22 protein-coding genes are annotated in these 22,495 nt (G+C 49.7%); 11 read left to right on the top strand and 11 right to left on the bottom strand.

Annotated features, from left to right (window positions below; translation table 11 throughout):
• The first annotated feature begins 11 nt into the window (after positions 1-11).
• From METBU_RS0105220 to METBU_RS27955, 4 genes are read left to right on the top strand one after another with little or no spacing between them, the layout of a single operon-like run.
• Positions 12-620, top strand: a complete 609-nt coding sequence (locus tag METBU_RS0105220; protein WP_017839622.1) for a nucleotidyltransferase family protein — start codon at positions 12-14, stop codon at positions 618-620.
• Between the two features lie 3 nt (positions 621-623).
• A complete protein-coding gene (locus METBU_RS0105215) occupies positions 624-1,088 on the top strand; it encodes a (2Fe-2S)-binding protein (protein WP_017839621.1) in 465 nt (154 codons plus the stop codon).
• A complete protein-coding gene (locus METBU_RS0105210; RefSeq protein ID WP_017839620.1) occupies positions 1,085-3,247 on the top strand; it encodes a xanthine dehydrogenase family protein molybdopterin-binding subunit in 2,163 nt (720 codons plus the stop codon). Before METBU_RS0105215 ends, METBU_RS0105210 begins: the two co-directional genes overlap by 4 nt.
• 44 nt (positions 3,248-3,291) lie before the next feature.
• Complete coding sequence (locus METBU_RS27955; RefSeq protein WP_175421674.1) at positions 3,292-3,450, top strand: hypothetical protein; 159 nt, start codon at positions 3,292-3,294, stop codon at positions 3,448-3,450.
• A 67-nt stretch (positions 3,451-3,517) separates the two neighbouring features.
• Here METBU_RS27955 and hypF read toward each other — a convergent pair whose 3' ends face one another.
• Genes hypF through hypB form a run of 3 tightly spaced genes read right to left on the bottom strand, consistent with a single transcriptional unit; the run spans position 3,518 to position 7,806 of the window.
• Complete coding sequence (gene hypF, locus METBU_RS0105205) at positions 3,518-5,791, bottom strand: carbamoyltransferase HypF (RefSeq protein WP_017839619.1); 2,274 nt, start codon at positions 5,789-5,791, stop codon at positions 3,518-3,520.
• 20 nt (positions 5,792-5,811) lie between these two features.
• Positions 5,812-6,939, bottom strand: coding sequence for a hydrogenase formation protein HypD (gene hypD, locus METBU_RS23370; RefSeq protein WP_017839618.1), 1,128 nt, complete (start codon positions 6,937-6,939; stop codon positions 5,812-5,814).
• A 9-nt stretch (positions 6,940-6,948) separates the two neighbouring features.
• Positions 6,949-7,806, bottom strand: a complete 858-nt coding sequence (hypB, locus tag METBU_RS0105195) for a hydrogenase nickel incorporation protein HypB (RefSeq protein WP_017839617.1) — start codon at positions 7,804-7,806, stop codon at positions 6,949-6,951.
• Between the two features lie 193 nt (positions 7,807-7,999).
• Here hypB and METBU_RS0105190 point away from each other — a divergent pair, with 193 nt between their 5' ends.
• Complete coding sequence (locus METBU_RS0105190; RefSeq protein WP_017839616.1) at positions 8,000-8,440, top strand: VOC family protein; 441 nt, start codon at positions 8,000-8,002, stop codon at positions 8,438-8,440.
• A gap of 73 nt (positions 8,441-8,513) precedes the next feature.
• On the opposite strand, the gene METBU_RS0105185 is transcribed toward METBU_RS0105190, so the two are convergent.
• Positions 8,514-8,921 (bottom strand): ketosteroid isomerase-related protein, encoded by a 408-nt coding sequence (locus METBU_RS0105185; RefSeq protein WP_026130041.1) that lies wholly within the window; start codon positions 8,919-8,921, stop codon positions 8,514-8,516.
• A gap of 205 nt (positions 8,922-9,126) precedes the next feature.
• Between METBU_RS0105185 and METBU_RS0105180 the strand changes: the two genes are divergently transcribed.
• Together METBU_RS0105180 and METBU_RS0105175 are read left to right on the top strand one after the other, a co-directional pair.
• Positions 9,127-10,248 carry an aminotransferase class V-fold PLP-dependent enzyme gene (locus METBU_RS0105180; RefSeq protein WP_017839614.1) on the top strand — a complete coding sequence of 374 codons (1,122 nt, stop codon included), beginning with the start codon at positions 9,127-9,129 and terminating at the stop codon, positions 10,246-10,248.
• A 202-nt stretch (positions 10,249-10,450) separates the two neighbouring features.
• Positions 10,451-11,137: a metallophosphoesterase family protein gene (locus METBU_RS0105175; RefSeq protein ID WP_017839613.1), complete on the top strand. Its 687-nt coding sequence runs from the start codon at positions 10,451-10,453 to the stop codon at positions 11,135-11,137.
• Between the two features lie 131 nt (positions 11,138-11,268).
• Here the strand turns inward: METBU_RS0105175 and ppnP are convergent, their stop codons facing one another.
• Positions 11,269-11,583, bottom strand: coding sequence for a pyrimidine/purine nucleoside phosphorylase (gene ppnP / locus METBU_RS0105170; protein ID WP_017839612.1), 315 nt, complete (start codon positions 11,581-11,583; stop codon positions 11,269-11,271).
• Between the two features lie 211 nt (positions 11,584-11,794).
• Positions 11,795-12,178, bottom strand: a complete 384-nt coding sequence (locus tag METBU_RS0105165) for a hypothetical protein (RefSeq protein WP_017839611.1) — start codon at positions 12,176-12,178, stop codon at positions 11,795-11,797.
• 500 nt (positions 12,179-12,678) lie between these two features.
• Between METBU_RS0105165 and hrpA the strand changes: the two genes are divergently transcribed.
• Positions 12,679-16,566, top strand: coding sequence for an ATP-dependent RNA helicase HrpA (gene hrpA / locus METBU_RS0105160; protein ID WP_017839610.1), 3,888 nt, complete (start codon positions 12,679-12,681; stop codon positions 16,564-16,566).
• Between the two features lie 428 nt (positions 16,567-16,994).
• Here hrpA and METBU_RS0105155 read toward each other — a convergent pair whose 3' ends face one another.
• The 5 genes from METBU_RS0105155 to smpB all read right to left on the bottom strand — a co-directional run bounded on the left by METBU_RS0105155 (position 16,995) and on the right by smpB (position 20,303).
• Complete coding sequence (locus METBU_RS0105155) at positions 16,995-17,357, bottom strand: exosortase system-associated protein, TIGR04073 family (RefSeq protein WP_014148459.1); 363 nt, start codon at positions 17,355-17,357, stop codon at positions 16,995-16,997.
• 127 nt (positions 17,358-17,484) lie between these two features.
• Positions 17,485-18,057 carry a tRNA 5-(aminomethyl)-2-thiouridylate-methyltransferase MnmM gene (gene mnmM / locus METBU_RS0105150; RefSeq protein ID WP_017839609.1) on the bottom strand — a complete coding sequence of 191 codons (573 nt, stop codon included), beginning with the start codon at positions 18,055-18,057 and terminating at the stop codon, positions 17,485-17,487.
• Positions 18,023-19,102, bottom strand: a complete 1,080-nt coding sequence (locus METBU_RS0105145) for an NAD(P)/FAD-dependent oxidoreductase (RefSeq protein ID WP_017839608.1) — start codon at positions 19,100-19,102, stop codon at positions 18,023-18,025. Before METBU_RS0105145 ends, mnmM begins: the two co-directional genes overlap by 35 nt.
• 39 nt (positions 19,103-19,141) lie before the next feature.
• Complete coding sequence (locus METBU_RS0105140) at positions 19,142-19,495, bottom strand: HopJ type III effector protein (RefSeq protein WP_017839607.1); 354 nt, start codon at positions 19,493-19,495, stop codon at positions 19,142-19,144.
• Between the two features lie 322 nt (positions 19,496-19,817).
• Entirely contained in the window at positions 19,818-20,303 is a 486-nt protein-coding gene (gene smpB / locus METBU_RS0105135) for an SsrA-binding protein SmpB (RefSeq protein ID WP_017839606.1), read from the bottom strand.
• A gap of 103 nt (positions 20,304-20,406) precedes the next feature.
• On the opposite strand from smpB, the gene METBU_RS0105130 reads away from it, so the two are divergent.
• From METBU_RS0105130 to METBU_RS0105120, 3 genes are read left to right on the top strand one after another with little or no spacing between them, the layout of a single operon-like run.
• A complete protein-coding gene (locus tag METBU_RS0105130; RefSeq protein ID WP_017839605.1) occupies positions 20,407-21,768 on the top strand; it encodes a sodium-dependent transporter in 1,362 nt (453 codons plus the stop codon).
• 2 nt (positions 21,769-21,770) lie between these two features.
• Positions 21,771-22,202: a type II toxin-antitoxin system RatA family toxin gene (locus METBU_RS0105125; protein WP_017839604.1), complete on the top strand. Its 432-nt coding sequence runs from the start codon at positions 21,771-21,773 to the stop codon at positions 22,200-22,202.
• A 7-nt stretch (positions 22,203-22,209) separates the two neighbouring features.
• On the top strand, positions 22,210-22,479 hold the full coding sequence (locus METBU_RS0105120) for an RnfH family protein (protein ID WP_235726451.1): 270 nt from the start codon (positions 22,210-22,212) through the stop codon (positions 22,477-22,479).
• Positions 22,480-22,495: the final 16 nt, after the last annotated feature.

Here is a 22,495-nt window from a genome sequence, read left to right as displayed (position 1 = left end):
TTGCATTCACTATGACTCGTGATTTTGAGAATGTATATGCAATAATTTTAGCCGCCGGCGCATCGCGCCGACTGGGTAGTCCCAAACAACTCCTCGAATGGCGCGGCCGAACCTTACTCGGCAATACAATCGAAAACGCTCGTTCATTACTAAACGAGCGTGTCATTGTTGTTTTGGGCTCGCAAGCAGAAACGATACAAGAAAAGGTCGATTTGGGCGAGGTTATCGCAGTTGTTAACCCGGACTGGCAAACAGGTATTGCTTCGTCGATTCGAGCCGGCATCGACTCTCTGCCGGTTAACGCCGACGGCGTATTGATGTTATTATCCGATCAACCTTTGGTCGGTTACAGGGCGATGCAGAACTTGTTAACACAGTGGCAAATTGAACCGTCCCGTATCGCCGCAAGTCAGTACCATGATACGGTCGGCGTTCCGGCGCTATTTCCGTCGGCTTTTTTCGGTGCGTTGCGCTCCCTGCGGGGCGACCGAGGCGCGAAGAGCCTGTTGTTGCAATTTGAAGATAAACTTCAGAAAATTCTTTTACCCGAAGCGGAACTCGATATCGATACCAGGGAAGATTTCGACCACCTAAGCGGCCATTACGATGCCGGGGAGTGAACGATGACGACCTTGATGATCAACGGTAAGCAATACGAGTTAGACGCCGAGGACGATATGCCCTTACTGTGGGTTATCCGCGATATCGCCGGTTTAACCGGAACCAAATTCGGTTGCGGTATCGGGATGTGCGGCGCCTGTTCCATCCATCTCGATGGCGAGCTGGTGCGGTCCTGCATGATGTCGTTCGGTGCGGCTAAGGATAAAGCGATCACGACCATCGAGGGTCTTGGTTCCGAGCAAGGTCTGCATCCGGTACAACAAGCTTGGATCGATAAAGATGTATCGCAATGCGGATACTGCCAGCCCGGCCAGATCATGGCGGCTGCCGCTTTGCTGCGGGAGAATCCGAATCCGAGCGAAGATGAAATCCGGACAAAAATGACCAACTATTGCCGCTGCGGAACCTATTTGCAAATATTCGAAGCGGTCAAACAAGCGGCGCAACTTCAAGGAGAGCAGTCATGAGCACTTTATCGAATCTGTCGATGACGCGCCGGCAATTTCTCGGAGCCGCCGCGGCCGGCGCCGGCGTATTCGTGTTAGGGATATCCTTGCCCGGTTGCGCCAAGGTTGACGAACAAGACGAAGGCGTGATCAATGCCTTTATCGGAATCGATGAAAACGGCGTCGTGACTTTTCAAAATCCTTTCATCGAAATGGGGCAGGGGACCTACACCTCGATACCGGCTATAATGGCCGAAGAACTGGATGCCGACATGGCCATGCTCAAGGTCGTGCAGGCGCCGCATGGGCCGGAATACCGCATCATGTTCAACAATACGACGCGTTTTACTGGCGGCAGTTTCAGCGTGCGTTCGTCTTATATGACCATGCGAAAAGCCGGTGCGACCGCACGGGCAATGTTGATCGAAGCCGCCGCCGGCACTTGGCGCGTACCTCCCGGCGAATGTAAGACAGAACCTGGTGTCGTGATTCATCGCGAGAGCGGAAAAATAATGACATACGGCGAATTGGCGCCCTTGGCGGCTAAACTGGATATACCCGCAGACGTGCCGTTAAAAGACGATGCCTCTTTCCGGCTGATCGGTAAACCGATCAAGCGAACCGATAACAGGGTTAAAGCCACCGGAGAAGCCGAATTTGGTATCGATATCAAGGCCGATGGACTGCTGTATGCCGCAGTCAAACAATCGCCGGTATTCGGCGGTTCGGTCCAATCCTACGACCAAGACGCTGTGCTCAAAATGCCAGGAGTCGTCGCGGTCGAGGAGATACCGAACGGTGTTGCCGTGATTGCCGATCAATATTGGCGAGCCAAAAAGGCTTTAGAACAATTGCCGGTGACTTTCGATGAAGGCGATAATGCCGATTTTTCATCGAAGTCGTATTTGGAAAAACTTAAAGCCGCGTTGAACGAATCGGGAGTCAGGGTAGAAAATGTCGGCGATGCGGATGAGGCTTTCTCCGAAGCGGCTAAAACTATCGAAGCGGTCTATCATGCGCCGTTCCTGGCGCACCAAACGATGGAGCCGATGAATTGCACCGCGCTGGTCACGAAGGATCATTGCAAGGTTTGGGCGCCGAATCAAGGCGCCGATTTCGTCGCCAAAGTCGCAGCCGAAATTACCGGTCTAAAATTGGATGCTATCGAAGTCATCACTCCTTTCCTCGGCGGCGGTTTCGGACGGCGCTTCATCATGGATTATACCGCGCAGGCGGTAACACTGGCCAAGAAACATCCGGGTAGACCGATCAAAGTTATTTGGACGCGCGAGGAAGACACGCAACACGACCATTATCGTCCGATGACCGCCGCCAAATACCGGGCCGGCTTCGATGCGCAGGGTAATCCGCTAGCGATTCAAATTACGACGGCGGGTGAGGGGCCGTCGGGCCGTCTCAATCCCGAGTTTCTGAAAGACCCTACTATCGACGAGAGCATTTTCGAAGGCGGTCCGCATCAACCCTATGCGATACCGAACAAGCGTGCCGATGTGGTCAATGTAACGGTCAAGCCGGTGCCGATCGGCTACTGGCGCTCGGTCGGGAATTCGCAGAATGCCTTCTTCAAGGAGTCGTTCATCGATGAAATGGCTCATGCGGCAGGCGCCGACCCGGTCGAATTTCGCCGTAATTTATTAACCGAACAGCCACGATTTAAAAAAGTGCTCGATACCGCTGTAGGTATGGCGAATTGGAAATCAGAGGTTTGGCAAGACGAAAGCGGCGTCAAACATGCGATGGGCGTCGCCTTGCATGAATCGTTCGGTAGCATCGTCGCACAGGTGGCCGAAGTGGCGGTTGACGATGGCGATATCCAGGTTGTTCGAGTTTGGTGCGCGGTCGATTGCGGCTTCGCGGTAAATCCGGCCATCGTAAAAATGCAAATGGAAAGCGGTATCGTTTACGGCTTGTCGGCAGCGTGGAGCGAAGAAATCACCTTCGAGAAAGGCCGCGTGATGCAAAGCAATTTTCACGACTACCCGATCTTGCGGCCCGATCAAATGCCGGCTGTCGAAGTCGAAATCATCAACAGCGGCGAGCCGCTCGGCGGTATCGGAGAACCCGGCACCCCCCCGATCGCACCGGCGGTCTGTAATGCCCTATTTAAATTGACCGGGCAAAGGGTGAGGAGTTTGCCTCTTTCGCAATATACTTTTTGAACATTTAAACCTAAATTAGGATTTCGTAATAAAAACGTCCAACTATGAGCGTTGTTGAGGGGTCGGTAACTCGCTTGGCAGGACGCCGTGAATACGTCCGTGTAGGCTCGACGGCGGCTGTCCCTGCCGCCGACGCCTGTCGGTCGAGCAACCGAACCCTCTTCGGAACCGGCATTGTATTGAATATCGAAAAACTAGATTAAGATTTCAAATCCACGAACTTTCACAGTAAACATCGCCGCTCAAATTATAAAATTTGCCGACAACGATTCAAGCCGAGCAGGCTTCGATAATTTGTCCGTAACTGATGCCTGCGTCATTGGCGGGTAATCGTTCCGGTAGATAAACCTCGAAGCCTTCCTGTTTCAAGTACTCTATCGCCAATTCGGTCAATCGTTTATTCTGAAACACGCCGCCGCAGAGACCAATTCGGTCGATTCGGTGCGTTGTTCTAATCCGGATAGCCTGACCTCGGATCGTTTCGGCTAGACTGGCATGAAATTGACCGGCTCGTTCAGATTTAGATAATTTCTCGTTCTGCAGCATCGCCAATAACGGCGTCCAATCGCTGCGCCAAATACCGTTTTCGTCTTGTGCCAAGGGAAGCATTGGCCCCGGTCCGCCATCGGCGCTCAAGGCTTCCAGTTCCATCGGGGCTTGGCCGTCGTAATCGGCTTTCGATACCAGTCCCAGCAATGCCGATGCGGCATCGAACAATCTGCCGGCTGAACTGCATAAAGGCGCATTAAGCTCGTGTTGCCAAGCTTTTTTCAAGAGTTCGGTAGGGAATGGGCATTCTTGCCATTCCCGGCCGCATTCCCAAAATAAAGCCGCTGCGCTTCGCCACGGTTCGCGACCGGCTTTGTCGCCGCCGGGTATTCTGAAGGGTCTCAAAGATCCCGCGCGTCGCCATTCCCCGGGCTTGCCCAATAACGCTTCGCCTCCCCAGATCGTGCCGTCTTCGCCGTAGCCGGTCCCGTCCCAGGTAAAAACCAGCATGGTTTCGAATAAGCCGTATTCGCCGGCTAATGCCGAGGCATGGGCATGATGATGAAATACCTGCGTTACTGGAAGTCCCGATTGTTCGGCCCATCGGCTCGAACGGTAATCGGGGTGCGCGTCGCGAATGACTTTTTTGATGCTTATGCCGTAGAGCGTTGCGAGCTCGTCTATGGTTTGTTCGAAGACTTCTTGACTCCGCCTCGATCCGAGATCTCCGATATGCGGGGAGATCACGGCGCGGTCGTCCCAAGCCAATGCTATAGCATTTTTCATATGTCCACCCACTGCAAGCACCGGCTCTTGTAACGTAAACGGTAGCGTCATTTCTAATGGTGCACAGCCGCGGCCAAGTCGAAGCGGTCTCATGCTACCGGCAATTTTTCTGAAGACCCCGTCGTCCGCCGGTCTCAGTATCGGACGGTTATGATGTAAAAAAGCATCGGCTACCCGGCTTAACCGCCTCTCGACTTCATCTTCGTCGATCATGACCGGTTCGCCGCTGATGTTCGCCGATGTCGCAACCAAAGGACCGCCGAAGTCGTTAGTTAAAAGGTGATGCAGCGGACTATAAGGCAGCATGATGCCGATTTCGGCGATGCCGGGCGCGACGGATTCGGCCAGTGGACTGCCGTTCCGTTTCTCGACCAAGACGATAGGACGGAGCGGGTCTTTCAATAAAGTCAATTCCTCCGGGCCGGGTTCTGCGTATTCCATCACGGCTACTAGACCTTCTTGACCGCGCCAGGGAAGGAGAACCGCGAACGGTTTGCGGGCGCGTTGTTTACGTTCACGCAAGCGCCGGACTACCGCCACCGAGCTTGCATCGCAGATCAAGTGATAACCACCGACGCCTTTGACCGCAACGATTGCCCCTGCGCGTAAGGCTTCGATGCAGGCGGTCAAAGCCTTTCCGGTATCCGGAATGGTTTTTTCACCGGCGATGTGGAAAGTCAATGACGGTCCGCAGAGCGGGCATGCCAAAGGTTGAGCGTGAAATCGCCTGTCCAGGCGATTTTCGTATTCTTCTCGGCAGTCTGAACACAGTTCGAATTCGGACATCGCGGTGTTGAGACGGTCGTAGGGCAGTTTTTTGATCAGCGTGTAACGGGGGCCGCATTGCGTGCAATTGATGAACGGGTAACGGTAACGACGTTGATTCGGATCGCTCATTTCGGCAAGACAGTCGCCGCATAAATAATAATCAGGCGGTATGTGAATGGCAGAAGCCGACTCGGCAATGCTATCGAGAATCGAAAACGTATCCAGGTCGTCAGGTTCGGCGGTTTGCCAACTTGCGAGTGTCGGTTTTGCGAGAGGAGGGGCGTTTTTGATGAGACGATCCATGAACCGGTCGATCCGGTTCGGTTCGCCTTGTATCAAAATTTCAACAGTACCGGTCCGGTTAAGCACCCAACCGCTTAAGTTTAATTCATGGGCCAAACGGCATATGAAGGGGCGAAATCCGACGCCTTGCACTTGACCGGTGACAATCAAACGGCGTGCTTCGGTTTTGCAGGAAGAAGGTGTTTGAATGGATTTCAATACAAGGCGGGTTCAGCAAATTAAGTGCAAGTCGTTTCTTCGTGTTCGGCTGATCGAGTCCTGATTCCCGACGACCACCAAATTCGGCAGGCGCCTTCATCGGAAACCATGCACGGCCCAACCGGCGAGCGTGGCGTGCAGGAAACGCCGTAGAGCTTGCAATCGACCGGCTTGATGCGTCCCAGCACGACTCTCGCACAGTCGCAGCCCGGCGGCATCGCGCCGGCATTTTTTCTGGCATTTTCGGCATGAACGGGAAAGCGAAGCCGGGCGTTATGCTGTGCATAGTCGGCGCGAAGCTCAAGTCCCGATGCCGGTATGATGCCGATTCCTCGCCAAGGGGCGTCGACGATCGTTAATGTGCTTTCGATTAATCGGCGGGCAGTCGGATTGCCATGCGGTTTAACGACTTGTTGGTAGCAATTATCCAAAAAAATTCGGCCGTCGAGTTTTTGTCGTAAAACAGAATAAATCGCCGCCAATAAACTGTCCGGCGTGAAACCGGCAATCGCGGCCGGGAAGCCGTGGCGGTCCACGACGAATTGCCATTCCTCAGGCCCCATCACGGTTGAAACATGCCCCGGGGCAATCAGCGCATCGAACGACGGCGTTTCGTAGTCGAGTAGCATCGCAACCGCCGGCCAAGTCAGGCGGCCGCTCATCAGAAGCAGCAAGTTATCGGGAATGCCTTCGGCGAGCATGCCGGCGACCGGGGCGCAGGTCGTTTCAAAACCGGCGACGAAAAACACGACAGTTTTACCGGGTTCGGATTTCGCAATTCGAACCGCTTCGGAAGGCGAGGCGATCGGGCGAATGTCGGCGCCGGCGGCTTTAGCTTGTTCGAGAGAACGTACCGACTTGCTCGAAACATTGACCGGCACGCGCAGCATGTCGCCGAACGCCACGACGATGCTATCGGGTTCGTTCAGGCCGATTTGTATCGCTTGATAAATGTCTTCTTCCGGACAAACGCAAACCGGGCAGCCGGGACCCGGAATTAGATCGATCATGTCGGGCAGGGCGCTTCTGAGTCCCGCCATCGAAATCGAACGCTCATGACCGCCACAGACGTTCATGATGCGCACCGGCGAGGTCAACGGCAGTGCGCGGATTTTATCGAGCCATTGTCGTGCATCGTCGAGTGCCATTGGAAGACCTTAGGCTGGTGCGCCGGCTTTAAGAACCGGGCGAAAGCGGACTTGCGCCGGATCGGCGTGTAATAGTTGGCCGTCGCGCTGGACGTTAGGGCGTGTCGTTTGTTGTTGCGCCAGTTTATTTCGATGCGCTTGGAGTTGTTCGTGCAGCCAATCAATCCAGGCACCCAATCCGGAATCGCCATTCTGCCGAGAAGATAGGTTAAACACAGGAGCTTTACTGGCTAAATTACGTAGTGCTTGTTCGGCCCTTTCCGGTGAAAAATCGTCGAGAAACGGCAATAAGTCGGTCTTGGTGATCAGCATCAAATCCGCCGCTCGGAACATGACCGGATACTTGGCCGGTTTGTCGTCGCCTTCGGTCGTTGAGAGCAGGGTGACGTTCAGATGATGTCCTAGATCGAAACTGGCCGGACAAACGAGGTTGCCGACATTTTCTATGAACAAGATATCGATAGACGACAAGTCGATATGATGCAGGGCGTCGTGAACCAGATGCGCGTCGAGATGACACGCAGTCCCTGTCGTGATTTGATAGGCGGGAACGCCATGCGCGCGAATTCTGGCGGCATCGTTCTCGGTTTCAAGATCGCCTTCGATTACGGCCAAGCGCAAAGAACCGTTCAGGCGCTTGATCGTCGCTTCGAGCAAGGCGGTTTTGCCCGAGCCGGGCGAGGACATCAGGTTGATCGCCAAGACTTTCCGGGCATCGAAATGGCTCCGGTTATGTTCGGCTTGGCTGTCGTTTTTGGCGAGTAAATTTTTCAGTACCGTGACCGTCGTGGTACCGTTAGCCGGTTTTTCCGTTAAAACAAACGGACGATTACCGGGCGTGATATTACAACCGCAGGTGTTGCACATAGGGGTGGCCTCTATATTACTTCTAATTAGTGCATAGCTATGTTATATGAGCGCTATGAATGGCACAAGCCGATAATAACACTTCGAAGGTTTGAGGGTACTCAAAATTCGGCAATCCTGAGTAAGATTGGAAGGTTGAATCTCGGAGTGAAATTCCCATAAACTGTTTTTTTGTATTTAAGGAGTCAATAAGATGCGTTATTTACACACGATGGTACGGGTTCGCGATTTGGAAGAAGCATTGGATTTTTATTGCAATAAGCTCGGATTGATCGAAACCAAGCGAATGGAGAGCGAGCCGGGCCGCTTTACGCTCGTTTATTTGGCGGCGCCGAAAGATAAGGAGCAGGCCGAGATCCAAGAGGCGCCGTTGCTGGAATTGACCTACAATTGGGACCCTGAGGAATACACCGGCGGCCGCAACTTCGGCCATTTGGCTTTCGAGGTTGACGACATTTACGAGACGTGCCAACAATTGACGGATGCAGGGGTTACGATCAACCGTCCGCCTCGGGACGGTCATATGGCCTTCATTCGCTCGCCGGATGAAATTTCGATCGAGTTACTGCAAAAAAGCGAGCCGTTGGAGCCGAAGGAGCCTTGGGCGTCGATGCAAAATACCGGAACGTGGTAATCAGGTCCGCCGGATTTGGAAATTTAGGCATTCGATTCCCGCGCCGGAGCACGGGAATCGAATGAAAGCCGTATTAGCTGCTGACTTGAGCAATCCAGTCTTGCAAATTGTAGTAATTGGTAATTCGGGCGACTTTATTATCGCGGATTTCGAAGAAGGCGCCGGCAGGCAGGCGATAAGTTTGCCCGGCGGCTTCCGGCAAGCCTTCATCGGTTTTTAGGTATTCGCCTAAGACGACGAACTCCGCTGCGGCGCGTTTGCCGTCCGGGGTAGCCATGATCACCATGTCGACCAATTCTTCCTTGTAATTATTGTTCATGCAGGCCATGAACTGCGTAAAGGCTTCTTTGCCGATTTGGCGCTCGCCTTGATTGATATCGTGAATGACGTCATCGGTCAGCAAGCTTAAAAAGGTATCCATGTCGCCGGCATTGAAAGCAGCGTAGTATTGTTGAACTAGGTTAATGGTATCTTGATTCATAATGGCCTCTAGGGATTGAAAGGTGATTTTTATAAAACCGGCTATTTTATCGTTGTATTGGTTTTTACGCCATAGAATGCATGGCATTCAGTTTCGATCGGGTCTGATTAGGCGGTGACAGGCGCGTCTAATTGACGCAGATGCTTGCATTACGGCGGTTGCTTGTTTAGTCTTCCCCGGGACATTACTAGAACGGACTTGACGTATGAATCATCCTGAATTTCCATTGACCGGGGAATTAATTTATTTAAACCATGCTGCTGTTGCTCCCTGGCCACTACGGGCATGCAATGCCGTAAAAGCATTTGCCGAACAAAACACGCAGTTCGGTGCTTACCATTATCCCGATTGGCTCAAAAAAGAAAACGAGCTTCGCGTTCAATTTCAAGCTTTGTTGAATGCGCCTTCGTCTGACGATATCGCGTTGGTTAAAAATACTTCAGAAGCGCTTTCGTTTGTCGCTTACGGTTTGGATTGGAACGACGGCGACAATATCGTCTCGACAAACGAGGAATTTCCTTCCAATCGAATACCCTGGCAATCCTTGGCAGGACGTGGCGTCGAATTTCGCCAGGCAGACTTGAACGGTACTTCCGCTCCGGAAGAGGCGCTATTTGCATTAGTCGATAACAATACGCGCTTATTGACCGTGAGTTCGATAGAATTCGCTTCGGGCTTACGTCTGGATTTGGAAAAAATAGGCCGGTTTTGTAAAGCCAACGGTATCTTTTACTGCATCGACGCGATTCAAAGTTTAGGTGCTGTTGAATTCGATGTGCAAACCTATCAAGCCGATTTTGTGATGGCCGACGGTCATAAATGGATGTGCGGTCCCGAAGGCTTGGGGGTTTTTTATACGCATCCGGCCGCCCGAGCTCAATTGCAATTGACTCAGTTCGGCTGGCACATGATTAAACACATCCATAACTATGAAAACAAGCCCTGGGAAGTACATCCCGGCGCGAAGCGATTCGAGTGCGGAAGTCCAAATATGCTGGGAATTCATGCCTTATCGGCCAGTTTGTCATTGCTGCTGGAAACCGGTATGGATCATGTTGAAGCAGCAGTTCTCGCCAACGCCGATCGGCTTGCCGAAGGTATTATGCAAAATGAACGCTTGGAATTGATTAGCCTTCGAACTCGCAAATTGAAATCCGGTATCGTCGTATTTAGACATAAAACACTGGCGAATAAGCTGTTGTTCGAGCAATTGCAAGCCTGCGGTATCGTTTGCGCATTGAGAGGCCAAGGAGTTCGCTTTTCACCGCACTTTTATCATTCGGAGGCCGACATCGAGCGTGTACTGGATAGCTTGTCAAGCTTTTAAGGGATCGCTTTTAAATCTAAAAAGAGCAGTTGGCATGTGTTGTAGGTCGTTCGTGCTGAGCCAAGTCGAAGCATGAACGGTCTATAACGATTTTACCGGTAAGGGGTATTTAGCAATTTCACTTGCTTCAAATACCTCCGCACGTCAAAATCGGTTGCTTTCTTATATCAAGTGATGACTTCAAAATGTCCATCGATAGTCTATGAGCCGGAATAATCGGATTTTATTTGCCGGAGACCCCCATGGAGATTTTCAATCTTTGATTGATGCGGCGATTGAAAATAGACCTGATGCAGTGGTTTTATTAGGCGATTGCGACCTTGAGCGGCCTTTGGAGCGCTATCTACAAAAGATAATCGGTTTGACACGAATTTGGTGGATTCCAGGCAACCACGATTTCGACTTTCCCCTCCGTTATCATTATCTTTTCAACTCCGAATTGGCCGAATACGGCCTTCATTTGAAAGTCCATGAAATCGCCGGACTTCGAATAGCCGGTTTAGGCGGAATATTCCTTGGGCGCATCTGGTATCCGCCGCAAAAGCCCAGATGGAAAAATAAAGCGCATTATCTCGCCAATCAGCCCGGGCATATTAAAAAAAACGGATTGTCGCTTAAATTAAAATCGGCGATTTGGCATGACGAGGTGGAGTCATTGAAACGCCTTAAAGCCGATATATTGGTGACGCATGAAGCGCCCGGTTGCCATGAATACGGTTTTAGCGCGATTGATGATATTGCCAAGGCCATGGGGGTTAAAAAAATTTTTCATGGGCATCAGCATGACAGTTATTATGCAAAGTTACCTTATGACATCGAAGTCTTCGGGGTTGCCGATCGGAGTGTTGTCGATCTTTCCGGTAAAGTTTACCCGGTAATGACCGACTAAGCACTGAGTGGCATAATAGCTATTTTGATGGTGGTGTAGCAAATATCTGCCGAATACACTGCGACCATTACAAAAATGCCGAAATTTGATTATGAGTAGGGGTTAAGAAGAGTTATTGTTATTTATCCGCGTTATTTAAAATAAGAGCAACAATAATCGGTTGGGCTTTTGATGTTGATTTTAAATTGCGCATTCGCAGGAACGTCGAACGATTCGCCCCCCTTAACTTTTTGCCACTGTTCGGAGTCCGGCAATAATACTTCGAGTTCGCCGTCGATGATTTCCATCAATTCTTTATCGGCGGTGTTAAAGGTGTATTCTCCCGGCAACATAAAGCCTAAAGTTTTGATGCTGCCGTCGGAAAATTTGACGGTACGACTCGTAACATTACCATTATGGTAGACGTTGGCCTTTTTGATGACAGAAACATTTTGAAATTCCGACATGGCGATCCTTTATTATGTGAAGTAAAAAGGATGGAATTCTAGCAGATTTTCGAGCTGCTCTAAATTAAAAAGTAGGTGAGCTAGGGGAGAACGGGTCTCAGGAGAACGTTAACGCGCGAACGGAATTAGATACAAGAGCTATATTGGAATCTTGCGGTGTTTGGTCAAGCTTGGGCAACCTATAGTTGCCCAAGCGCCGGTTTAACGTAAATTAATATTCGGCTTTGACTTCTTGGTAGCCTTTAACGGCCTCGACTAATGAAGCCTCGGCTTTAGTTTTGTCGCCTTTTCTGATGGCGCTACGTGCATTTTTCAAATGAGCTGCGGCTCTTGTTCTTTTGACATCCAATCTGCCGACTTCAATGCGTTTAGAGTCTTGACGGGCTGCTTCAATTAGTTCCAATACAGTTTCGTCAGCTTCTCCATTTTTTAAGGCAGCCAAGGCATCTTCAGAGTTTTTTGCTGCGCTAGCAATAGATGCGCCCACTTCTTCCGGTGTTGCGTTTTCAATTTTTCCTGCGGCCACGACTTGAGTAAAGCTTCCTACGGAAAACGTGATGGCGAGAGCGATGACGATCTGTTTTAAAAATTTCATGTTCTAGTTTACCTTTGGTGAGTTAAAAATTTTGGCTATCGCTAAAACCTCGGGATTACAATCGCTGGTAAGGCGCGTGTTTCGCAAGCCTGATGCGCAATAGAGCGTCTTGTCTAGCTTTAGCCAGTGCAGGGCCTTGTCATGAGCAAAAATCACGCTAAGACCTTACAAAATCCATAGTAACACACTCAGAAATATTTACTTAGTAATTCTTCAGCAATTCCCAATTTGGAGATCAAAAAGGTGTGGGGTATGCTTGGCGAGGATGTCGGCAGCAGGGTGGATTTTGCTCCTCGGCAATTGCTCCTGCATTGCCCTACTACACGCCATCCTTGGCGTTCGAGCTGCCGCCAAGCCCGATGGATGGGTTTACGGCGTTCCTCGACATACATACTCCACACCCTAAAATCGGCGAAACTGCTCAAACTGGGAATTGCTGTTATGTCATGGTTCAGCTGATTATTTACAGTATAATGCCGCTTTTTTACTGTATTTAACGCATGTCTTTGCACGCCCAAATCAAACAGCTTGCCCATCGATTACCGGAATGCCTGAATCAGGACCGGCAACGCCTGAAACGCCAACTCGACCGTTTACGCCATGACTTGAAAAACGGCAAAGCTTCGGCCGATGCACTCGTGACACTATCCGGCCGCATCGAACAATCGGCGGCATTGTTCTCGAAACGGCGCGCGTCGATACCCGCCATCTCATTTCCCGATTTGCCGGTCAGCGGCAAAAAAGACGAAATCGCTCAGTTGATTCAAGACCATCAAGTCGTGATCGTCTGCGGCGAGACCGGTTCCGGCAAGACCACGCAATTGCCGAAAATTTGTTTGGCTATCGGACGAGGTTCTGCCGGCTACATCGGTCACACGCAACCGCGCCGCATCGCCGCGCGCACGGTAGCGGACCGCATTGCCGAGGAGTTGGGCGAGCCGGTCGGCAAATCGGTCGGTTATAAAGTTCGTTTTCACGATCAAACTCGCAAGGAATCGTTGGTCAAATTAATGACTGACGGTATTTTGTTGGCCGAAACGCAAAACGATCCGTATTTGAATCAGTACGATACGATCATCATCGACGAGGCGCACGAGCGCAGCCTGAACATCGATTTTCTGCTCGGCTACATGAAATGGCTGTTGCCGAAGCGTCCCGATCTGAAATTGATCGTGACGTCGGCGACGATCGACCCTCAGCGTTTTTCGAAACATTTCGCCGATGCGCCTATCATCGAAGTTTCCGGGCGTACTTATCCGGTTGAAATTCGTTACAGGCCGATCGACCAGATCGAGGAAGATGACGAGACGACGGCCGATTTACAACAGGCCATTTTAGACGCGGTCGACGAACTTGCGCGTAACATGCGCGGCGATATTTTGATATTTTTGAGCGGCGAGCGGGAAATCCGCGAAACGACCGAATCGCTACGCAAGCATCATCCAACCGGCTACGAAATTCTGCCGCTGTATTCGAAACTCAGCGTTGCCGAACAAGAGCGGGTGTTCAAGCCTAAAGGCGGGCAGCGCATCGTGCTCGCGACCAATGTCGCTGAAACCTCGCTGACGGTCCCGGGCATCCGCTGCGTGATCGATACCGGACACGCGCGTATCAGCCGTTACAGTCATCGCAGCAAGATTCAACGCCTGCCGATCGAGCGTATCTCGCAGGCCAGTGCCAATCAAAGGGCAGGGCGCTGCGGCCGCGTAGCCGAAGGTATCTGCATTCGCCTGTATTCGGAAGAGGATTTTCAAGCGCGTCCGGTATTTACCGAACCGGAAATTCTGCGCACCAATCTGTCGTCGGTGATTCTGCAGATGATTGCGCTGAACCTCGGCGATATCGAGGATTTTCCGTTCATCGAGCCGCCCGAGGACAAGATGATCCGCGACGGCAAAATGATGCTGCATGAAGTCAATGCGCTCGATAAACAGGGTAATTTGACCGAAGTCGGCAAGCAGCTCGCAAAACTGCCGACCGATCCTAAATTGGCCAGGATGCTGTTGGCAGCGGCTGAATATCAATGCCTTCATGAAGTATCGATCATAGTCGCAGCGTTGAGCATACAAGATCCGCGAGAAAAGCCGGCCGACAAGATGCAACAGGCGGATGCCAAACATGCCGTTTTCCGTCATGAAGAATCCGATTTTCTGACCTTGCTGAACCTGTGGAATCATTTCGAGGAGCAGAAAAAGCATCTGTCGAACAACAAGCTTCGCAAATATTGTAAAGATCAGTTTATATCCTATGTCCGTATGAAGGAGTGGTTCGACATTCATGCACAGATCATGCAGGTGATCAAAGGCGAATTAAAGCTCAAGCCAAACATGATCGAGGCCGGTTACGGCGAAATTCACCGCGCCTTGCTACCGGGCCTGTTGTCGAATATCGGCTTCCGGCACGAGCAATACGAATACCTCGGCGCGCGCGGACTCAAGTTTTTCATCTTTCCGGGTTCGGGATTGCACAAGGCGCGTCCGAAATGGATCATGGCCGCCGAGCAGGTCGAAACCAGCAAGGTCTATGCGCGAACGGTCGCCCGCATCGAACCGGAATGGATCGAGGCCTGTTCCGGGCATCTGGTCAAACGCAATTATTACGATCCGCATTGGGAGAAGAAGGCAGGGCGTAGCGGTATCTACGAGCGCACGCTACTGTACGGTTTGACGCTGCAGGCGAAGCGTAAGATTCCATACGAACACGTCGATCCGAAGGCGGCGCGCGACTATTTTATTCGTTTCGGGCTGGTCAATCAGGATTATCAAACCAATGCGCCTTTCTTCAAAGCTAACCAGCAATTACTTGAGGAAGTCGGCTACATTCAGCATAAGGGCCGGCGCGTCGATTTGATCGAGGACGAGGAATGGCTGTATCAGTTTTATGATAAAAAAATTCCCGAATCGGTCGTCAACGGCATTACGTTCGATCAGTGGCGCAAAACCGTCGAACGCGACAATCCGAAATTTCTGTGCCTGACCAAGGAGGATTTGACTCGCGAGCAGGATGATTACATCAATGAATGGGACTTTCCGGACAGCAAGCAAATTGGACGTTTGAGTTTCGATTTGCAATATCGTTTTGAACCGGGACACGACGAAGACGGCGTGACTGCGGTCATTCCGGTACATCAACTCAATCAAGTGATTGCGCAACCTTTCGATTGGTTGGTGCCGGGCATGCTGGAAGAAAAACTCATCGCGTTGATCAAGTCGTTGCCGAAACAACTGCGTAAGCATTTCGTGCCGGTGCCGCAGACGGCGAAGCAGTGCCTCGAAATCGAGCCTGATTTCAAGGGTTCGTTATATGAGTGGCTCGGCATGCGTTTGCGTAAGTTGACCGGCGAAGCAATTCCGTTGACCGAATGGCATCCGGAAACCTTGCCCGAGCACTTGACGATGAATTTTCGTATCGTCGACGAGCACGGCAAGTTGCTCGACTACGGGCGCGATCTGAAAAAGCTACAGGATAAATACGCCGTCGAGGCTGTCGACAGTTTCGACAAAAAGGCCGCCGATGAATTGAATTTCACAGGCTGTATTCAATGGGCCTTTGACGATTTGCCGGAAACTTATGAATTCATACATGAAGGCCAGTCGTTTATCGGCTTCCCTGCGATCGTCGACGAAGGCGATTCGGTCGGCGTCAAGATTTTCGATACGCGTGATAAAGCCGACCGCTTACACAGAGCCGGTTTGACTCGGTTGTTCCAGTTGCAGTTGAAGAAGGAAAAAACCTATCTGGCAAAGAACATGCCTCATTCCCCGGCTGCCGAGCTGGTTGCCAATCAATTATCTGTGCATCCGATTTTAAAAAAATATCATGGCGTTTCCTATAAGGAAGATTTGTTACACGCCGTGTTTTCGCAATTATTCGTCGGTGACCGCATAATCAGAACACAAGAAGCATTCGAGCAAAGTTTGGGTGAACATAAGAGCGAGTTGGTTTCGTTTGCGAACGAAGCCGGCAAAACCGTTTTGGAAATCATCGAGCGTTACGTTTCGATCAAAAGCCGCATTGATCGCTTGCAAGCCGATAATGCTTCGGTCAAGGACATCAACGCACAATTGAGCCTGATGATTTATTCGGGATTCATTCGCAATACGCAGCTGACGCAACTAAAACAAATACCGCGCTATTTAAAGGCGATCGAATACCGTCTCGATAAAATTGTGGGCGATGCGCCCAAAATACCGCTCGTGCAGCGTTATTGCACGCGCTACTGGAAAGATGTCGCGAACCGAGCCAAGAAAACCGTCGTGCTACCGGAACAAGAAGCGTTCCGCTGGATGCTCGAGGAATTTCGCGTGTCGGTGTTCGCTCAGCAATTAAAAACCCCGTATCCGATTTCGGAAAAGCGCATCGAAAAGGCCTGGGATCAGCGGCAATAGTTCGTAGTCGCTACGAGTTGTACACAGAGCAAATCAAAGGCTTATCTCGCTAGTAACGGCAACCGTTTGAAACTTATGTTAATAATGTAAGCTATTGATTTTGTATTAATTAAAGTGTTGTATGGATTTTAGACAATTTGACTGAAACGTAATAAAACCGGTGCGTTAGCGAATTAAAAAACAACGAATCCACAGAGTTATCCACAGGTTTTGTGAGTAACTTTCGAAATTATTCCGCGTGTTTGTGTTGTAGCAAAGATTGTTAATTGCTAAGAAGGTGTGAATATGAATTTTGCAAGCTACCGAACACTTCTGTCCTTCTATTCGCTAATGCTGAAATTTGTGCAGTGCGATAGGTATGACAGGGGGAAAGCAAGAAAGAGGCAAGAAGAAACTCCCCGAAAAGATCGGGGAGTAAGGGTTTGAGCTTATTTAAAAGTGCCGCCATATGATGTAGGACGATCGAACTCCGTCCAAACATATTTCGGTTCTACCATACTTTCGGTTGGGATCGGGCTCGTGATAATGTCGAAAACCCCGGAAGCAGTTCTTCCTACAGTTTGTAATGTTCCGTTGATCAATCCGCCTGTCGCACCGACAACCGGGTTAGTTTTGTTGGTTACATCGATCAAGTTTTTAGGTACTTCAGCAAGACCGGTAAACATATTTGCAACACCACCTAAAAATTTATCGCCAACTCGAGAAAGATAGCTTTCCTCTGCATGACTGATTGGGGTGTAAGCACCTAACGTTAAAACTAAAGCCACTGCGACAGGCTTGAACGTATACATCATTTTTCTCCTTGGTGATTTTTAAAGTATAGTATCGTATCGCTATCACAGTATAGAGGAACCCATATGACTGGTCAAAGGCTTAACATATAAAACTTAAGTGACGCTTAACTCGTATTCTAGAATTTCAGGCTGGTTTAATGAGGTAAAGGCGGGGCGTACTCTTTTGATTTTCCTGACTGTTGATGCATGACTTATCGTAACGGGAACCCTCCAAATCGGCGCACCATTTGTCGACTTCATCGGCTTCTTGGTCGCCGCCGGGATGGCCAGGATAGGCAAGTATCGTCAATAAACCATCCGGTGCAAGCATTCGAAGGGCTTGATTCAGGGCTGCAATCGTCGTATCGGTTCGAGTGATCAGCAATTTGTCGCCGCCAGGAAGATATCCCAGATTGAACATGACCGCTTTGATGCGTCCGTGAAACTGCGCAGGAATCATATTTGTCATTTCCGCATGATTCGCTCTGAATAGCTCGACCGGAGTGTCGATTTTTCCTTGTTCAAGTCTGCGCCGCGTTTTATCGATCGCGCTTTGCTGAATGTCGAATCCGAGCACGATGCCTTCGGGACCGACATGCCGAGCCAGAAACAGCGTATCGTGCCCGTTGCCGACTGTGGCATCGATCGCGTAATCGCCGGCTTGCAGTATAGTCTGTAAAGCTTTATGCGCTTCGTGAACCAAGGAAATGCGTTTCATAATAACGTTGGATGTTGCAGTGCTTATCTAAGGTTGCGTCGTTAAGTAAGGTATCGGCCAAATGACGGCTGTACCACGGGATTTGCAGGCTACCCTTGGCGCCGAAACCATTGAATACCCAAAGCTTGGTATTTGCGGGATGTCTGCCTAGAAAAGGCATTCGGTCCGGCGTGCAGGGGCGGATGTTGGCCTGTTGATCGACGATGCGCGTTTTGGACTCGAAACGTGGATCTATCTTAGAAAGCGATTGAATCATTTGATTCTTGGCCTGCTCAGTAATGCTTGTGTCGGTGCAATGCCTGTCGAATGTAGCGCCGGTCCGGCAACGATTTTGCCCGATAGGAATCAGCCAATTGCCGAAATTGATGATCTGTTCCGGTAAGGCAAAATCGCTTTCGATGGTCAGTATCTCGCCTTTGACCGCTTGCAATGGTAGCCAGTAAAACCACGGGTTATTGATTAAACGGTATCCTTCGCAAAAAATGATCTGTTTCGGCTTGAGTCCTTGCCGGTACAAAGACTCAAAGACTTGTGCGCCACGAAAATCGAACGTGACTTTTCGATAGCTGTCGAGACCGATAAAGAAGTCCCGCAAAGCAACGAGCAGCGGACGGGTCTTTAGATAACCGGTTTGTTTTTGCTCCAATAGCCAGCGGCAGTCATGGAAGGGATAAGCGAATGATTCTCGTGGATGTATTTTCGATACGTAGGCAGCATACTCCGAGTCGTTCAAGCGTTTTTGACATTGCGCTAGCTCGGCCTTGTTGCGCAACAGGCGAAACATCCTCTTTTCTACGAGAAAATTCCGTGCGAAAACTTTCGACAGACGGCTGTAGAGCGCTTTGGCTTCCGGCAATAAATCGTCTACCCGATCGGATTTGACCAGGCGTATGCCGGTAACAGGATTGATGAGGCCAGCTGCGACTTGCGAAGCATTTTCGCGGTCGTCGTCGACGACCATGATCCTTGCATTGCGTTGTATCAGCTCAAAGGCAAGCAGGCTTCCGGCCAGTCCTTGTCCTACGATCAGAAAATCGATATCCATTTAGTTTTTAGCCGCAACGTAGACATCGTTCCGAAACGGCTATTTGAGCGTAAGCGGCATACTCTTGAATTGTATACCTTGCCAGCCGTAGCGCATGAAATTTCGGATGTTTTGATGGCCGGTTCCGGTTGGATCGTTCAACACGTCCAAACGATAATAATCGCCGAATAGATTCAAGGTTTGTTGCTCATCGAGTCCGTTCATTTTTGCGAACGCGAAAATTTTGCAGGAGCCTTCGTTTGTACCGGCTTTATTGATCAATTTATTATGTTCGAGACCGTTGCTAAATTCGGCTGGTTGATATTCGTAGTGTTCGGCTATCACAGCCATCGTTTCTTCGAAATCGACCGGTTTATTGGATTTTAATTTGTCGAGAAATTCAGTCAAAGTCATAGTTATCTATTGTTATGTTAACCCAGCATTAACATTTTTCTGGGTATAAGATATTGAATAGTAATAAAAATAATAAATATTATGGCGCTATAGCGCCATTCCAGCCTTATTTGTAAAAAAAAACTGGGGTAAAAAGCTTTTTCCCAACCTCTTGTTTGAGCGGCCCTTCATGCAAGCTTACCGATTTCGAGAAACTCTTGCCCTGAGCTCTTGTCGAAGGGGGAGCTTCTCATACTGCATTCCCAAGCAAAGCGCTTGGGAACGATCGAACGGCCAAGGTACTTCCGTCCGCTCACTGCTGACTGTTAACCGCTATCTATTATTAAGCGTGTTTCATCAAGCGTTCTTTTTCGCGCTGCCAATCTCGGTCTTTCGATGCCGTTCGCTTGTCATGTAATTTTTTGCCTTTGGCCAGGCCAATTTCAATTTTGGCTCGACCGTTTTTCCAATACATTGATAAAGGAATCAATGTATACCCTTTGCGCTCGACGCTGCCGATCAATTTGTTCAGTTCTTGACGATGCAGCAGAAGCTTTCTACCGCGTATGGAATCCGGATTGACATGTGTGGAAGCGGACAATAGCGGCGAGATATGAGCGCCATACAACCACGCTTCGCCGCGCTTGATTTGCACATAACTTTCCTTTAGTTGCGCCCGGCCTTCTCTCAGGCTTTTGACTTCCCAGCCCTCTAAGACTAAACCCGCTTCGAAGCGTTCTTCAATAAAATATTCGTGCGTAGCCTGGCGATTGGTGGCGATGGTATTGTTTTGCGACTTGTTTTTTTTCTTCGATTTTTTATCGGCCATGGCGTGTTAAGTGGATTTATAAACTGACGGGATCTAATAATTTTGGTATTTTACTCGATTTATCGATAATTATTCAGCTTTATAGCAAAGAACAGGCACGGAAATGACGCAAACAAAGAAATCAATTCATGGTGAATGGTCATCGCGCTTCGCATTCATTTTGGCAGCGACCGGTTCGGCGGTCGGTTTAGGCAATATCTGGAAATTTCCTTACATTGCAGGAGAAAACGGTGGCGGAGCTTTCGTTATCGTTTATTTGCTTTGTATTTTGCTGATAGGCCTTCCGATTATGATCGCGGAATCGCTTATCGGCCGCCGAGGACGGCAAAGTCCGATCAATACGATGTCTGATTTGGCCGACGAGGCGAATGCCGATCCAAGATGGCATTATGTGGGTTGGCTGGGCGTTATTGCCGGTTTTTTGATTTTGTCTTACTACAGCGTAATAGCCGGTTGGGGCCTTTCCTATGTTTTCAAAGCTTTTTTCGGCGGCTTTTCAGGTGCGGACGGCACAACAATCAAAGATACTTTTAGCGGTTTAATGAACAGTCCGCCGCAACAAATTTTTTGGCATAGTATTTTTATGCTGGCGACCATGCTAGTGGTCTCAAAAGGGGTTGCCGGCGGCTTGGAGAAAGCGGTCAGATTTTTGATGCCCGGTTTGTTTACTATTCTAATGTTGTTGGTTGCATATGCGATGACGACCGGTGCTTACGAACAAGGCATTAATTTTTTGTTCAATCCTGACTTTAGCAAAATTACCGGTCAAGCCGTGCTGACTGCAATGGGGCATGCGTTTTTTACATTGAGTCTAGGCATGGGCGCAATCATGGTGTACGGTTCTTATTTGCCGAATAGCATTTCGATTACGCGGACCAGTATCTTGATCGCAGGGGCAGATACCGCTGTTGCTTTGCTGGCCGGTATCGCTATTTTTCCAATTGTTTTTGCAAATAACTTGGAAATCGCAGCCGGCCCCGGATTGATTTTTCAAACGCTACCGATTGCATTCGGCAATATGACCGGCGGCTGGCTGTTTGGAATTTTATTTTTCGTTTTGCTGGTTTTTGCGGCGCTTTCTTCGTCAATATCGCTGATTGAGCCGGCTGTAGCATGGCTGGTCGAGAACAAAGCAGTTGATCGCAAGAAAGCATGTGTCTGGGCCGGCCTTGCAACGTGGGTTATAGGTTTAGGCACGGTCTTTTCTTTTAATGTGTGGTCGGATTTTAAAATTTTCGATCGGACCATTTTCGATTTATTGGATTATTTGACGGCTAATTTATTATTACCCATCGGCGGTTTCTGTGTGGCCGTTTTTGCAGGCTGGATCATGAAACCCGAAGATAGCGAGCATGAATTGCGTAGTTCCAGGCCAATACATTACCAAATCTGGTGGTTTCTGGTTCGATACGTCTCTCCCGCAGCAGTTTTTCTGGTGTTTTTGAACGTGGTCGGAGTGCTGTAAACATGGTGTTGGTACAAAAAAGCGCGCTGGTTAAATACTCCGCGCAAAAGATGTTCGACCTGGTCGATAATATCGAAGCGTATCCGGAGTTTTTGCCCTGGTGCTCAGGCAGTCGGATTTTGTCTCGCAATGATGACGTTGTCGAAGCCGAATTGATGATTGCTAAGGGAGGGTTCAAAAAATCGTTTGCAACCCGTAATCAACTGGACCATGGCGGTCGGATTACGATTGAATTACTGAACGGGCCATTCACGTACCTGGAAGGCAAGTGGGATTTTATGCCTCTGCGGGAGGATGCGAGTAAAATCTCATTGGATCTTGAGTTCGAAATGTCCGGAAAATTGGCGAGTCTGGCTTTCGGAGCCGTCTTTAATCAAATATGCAATACCATGGTGGCTTCGTTTACCGAGCGTGCAAAGGATATATATGGCTGAAAAATTAATTAGGGTGGAAGTCGCTTATGCCAAACCGGAAGAGCAGGTTATTTTAAACACCACATTACCGGAGGGTGCGACTGTCGAGGATGCTATTATCAAATCGGGGATTTTAGTACGCTTTCCTGAAATCGACTTGTCTCAAGTTAAGGTGGGTATTTTTAGCGGCGCCTGCAAACTGAATCAGGTGTTAAAGGAATTTGACAGAGTAGAAATTTACCGGCCATTACTGCATGATCCTAAGGAGTCGAGAAGAAGTAAGGCTGCAAAAGAATAAGCGTTTATACCCATCG

The organism is Methylotuvimicrobium buryatense 5G (assembly GCF_000341735.1).
Lineage (GTDB): Bacteria > Pseudomonadota > Gammaproteobacteria > Methylococcales > Methylomonadaceae > Methylotuvimicrobium > Methylotuvimicrobium buryatense.
This window is presented reverse-complemented; position numbering and strand designations above follow the sequence as displayed.

Coding starts and splice junctions, on each gene's coding strand:
- METBU_RS0105220 (WP_017839622.1), top strand. CDS start 12: ATGACTCGTGATTTTGAGAATGTATATGCAATAATTTTAGCCGCCGGC.
- METBU_RS0105215 (WP_017839621.1), top strand. CDS start 624: ATGACGACCTTGATGATCAACGGTAAGCAATACGAGTTAGACGCCGAG.
- METBU_RS0105210 (WP_017839620.1), top strand. CDS start 1,085: ATGAGCACTTTATCGAATCTGTCGATGACGCGCCGGCAATTTCTCGGA.
- METBU_RS27955 (WP_175421674.1), top strand. CDS start 3,292: ATGAGCGTTGTTGAGGGGTCGGTAACTCGCTTGGCAGGACGCCGTGAA.
- hypD (WP_017839618.1), bottom strand. CDS start 6,939: ATGGCACTCGACGATGCACGACAATGGCTCGATAAAATCCGCGCACTG.
- hypB (WP_017839617.1), bottom strand. CDS start 7,806: ATGTGCAACACCTGCGGTTGTAATATCACGCCCGGTAATCGTCCGTTT.
- METBU_RS0105190 (WP_017839616.1), top strand. CDS start 8,000: ATGCGTTATTTACACACGATGGTACGGGTTCGCGATTTGGAAGAAGCA.
- METBU_RS0105185 (WP_026130041.1), bottom strand. CDS start 8,921: ATGAATCAAGATACCATTAACCTAGTTCAACAATACTACGCTGCTTTC.
- METBU_RS0105180 (WP_017839614.1), top strand. CDS start 9,127: ATGAATCATCCTGAATTTCCATTGACCGGGGAATTAATTTATTTAAAC.
- METBU_RS0105175 (WP_017839613.1), top strand. CDS start 10,451: ATGAGCCGGAATAATCGGATTTTATTTGCCGGAGACCCCCATGGAGAT.
- ppnP (WP_017839612.1), bottom strand. CDS start 11,583: ATGTCGGAATTTCAAAATGTTTCTGTCATCAAAAAGGCCAACGTCTAC.
- METBU_RS0105165 (WP_017839611.1), bottom strand. CDS start 12,178: ATGAAATTTTTAAAACAGATCGTCATCGCTCTCGCCATCACGTTTTCC.
- hrpA (WP_017839610.1), top strand. CDS start 12,679: ATGTCTTTGCACGCCCAAATCAAACAGCTTGCCCATCGATTACCGGAA.
- METBU_RS0105155 (WP_014148459.1), bottom strand. CDS start 17,357: ATGTATACGTTCAAGCCTGTCGCAGTGGCTTTAGTTTTAACGTTAGGT.
- mnmM (WP_017839609.1), bottom strand. CDS start 18,057: ATGAAACGCATTTCCTTGGTTCACGAAGCGCATAAAGCTTTACAGACT.
- METBU_RS0105145 (WP_017839608.1), bottom strand. CDS start 19,102: ATGGATATCGATTTTCTGATCGTAGGACAAGGACTGGCCGGAAGCCTG.
- METBU_RS0105140 (WP_017839607.1), bottom strand. CDS start 19,495: ATGACTTTGACTGAATTTCTCGACAAATTAAAATCCAATAAACCGGTC.
- smpB (WP_017839606.1), bottom strand. CDS start 20,303: ATGGCCGATAAAAAATCGAAGAAAAAAAACAAGTCGCAAAACAATACC.
- METBU_RS0105130 (WP_017839605.1), top strand. CDS start 20,407: ATGACGCAAACAAAGAAATCAATTCATGGTGAATGGTCATCGCGCTTC.
- METBU_RS0105125 (WP_017839604.1), top strand. CDS start 21,771: ATGGTGTTGGTACAAAAAAGCGCGCTGGTTAAATACTCCGCGCAAAAG.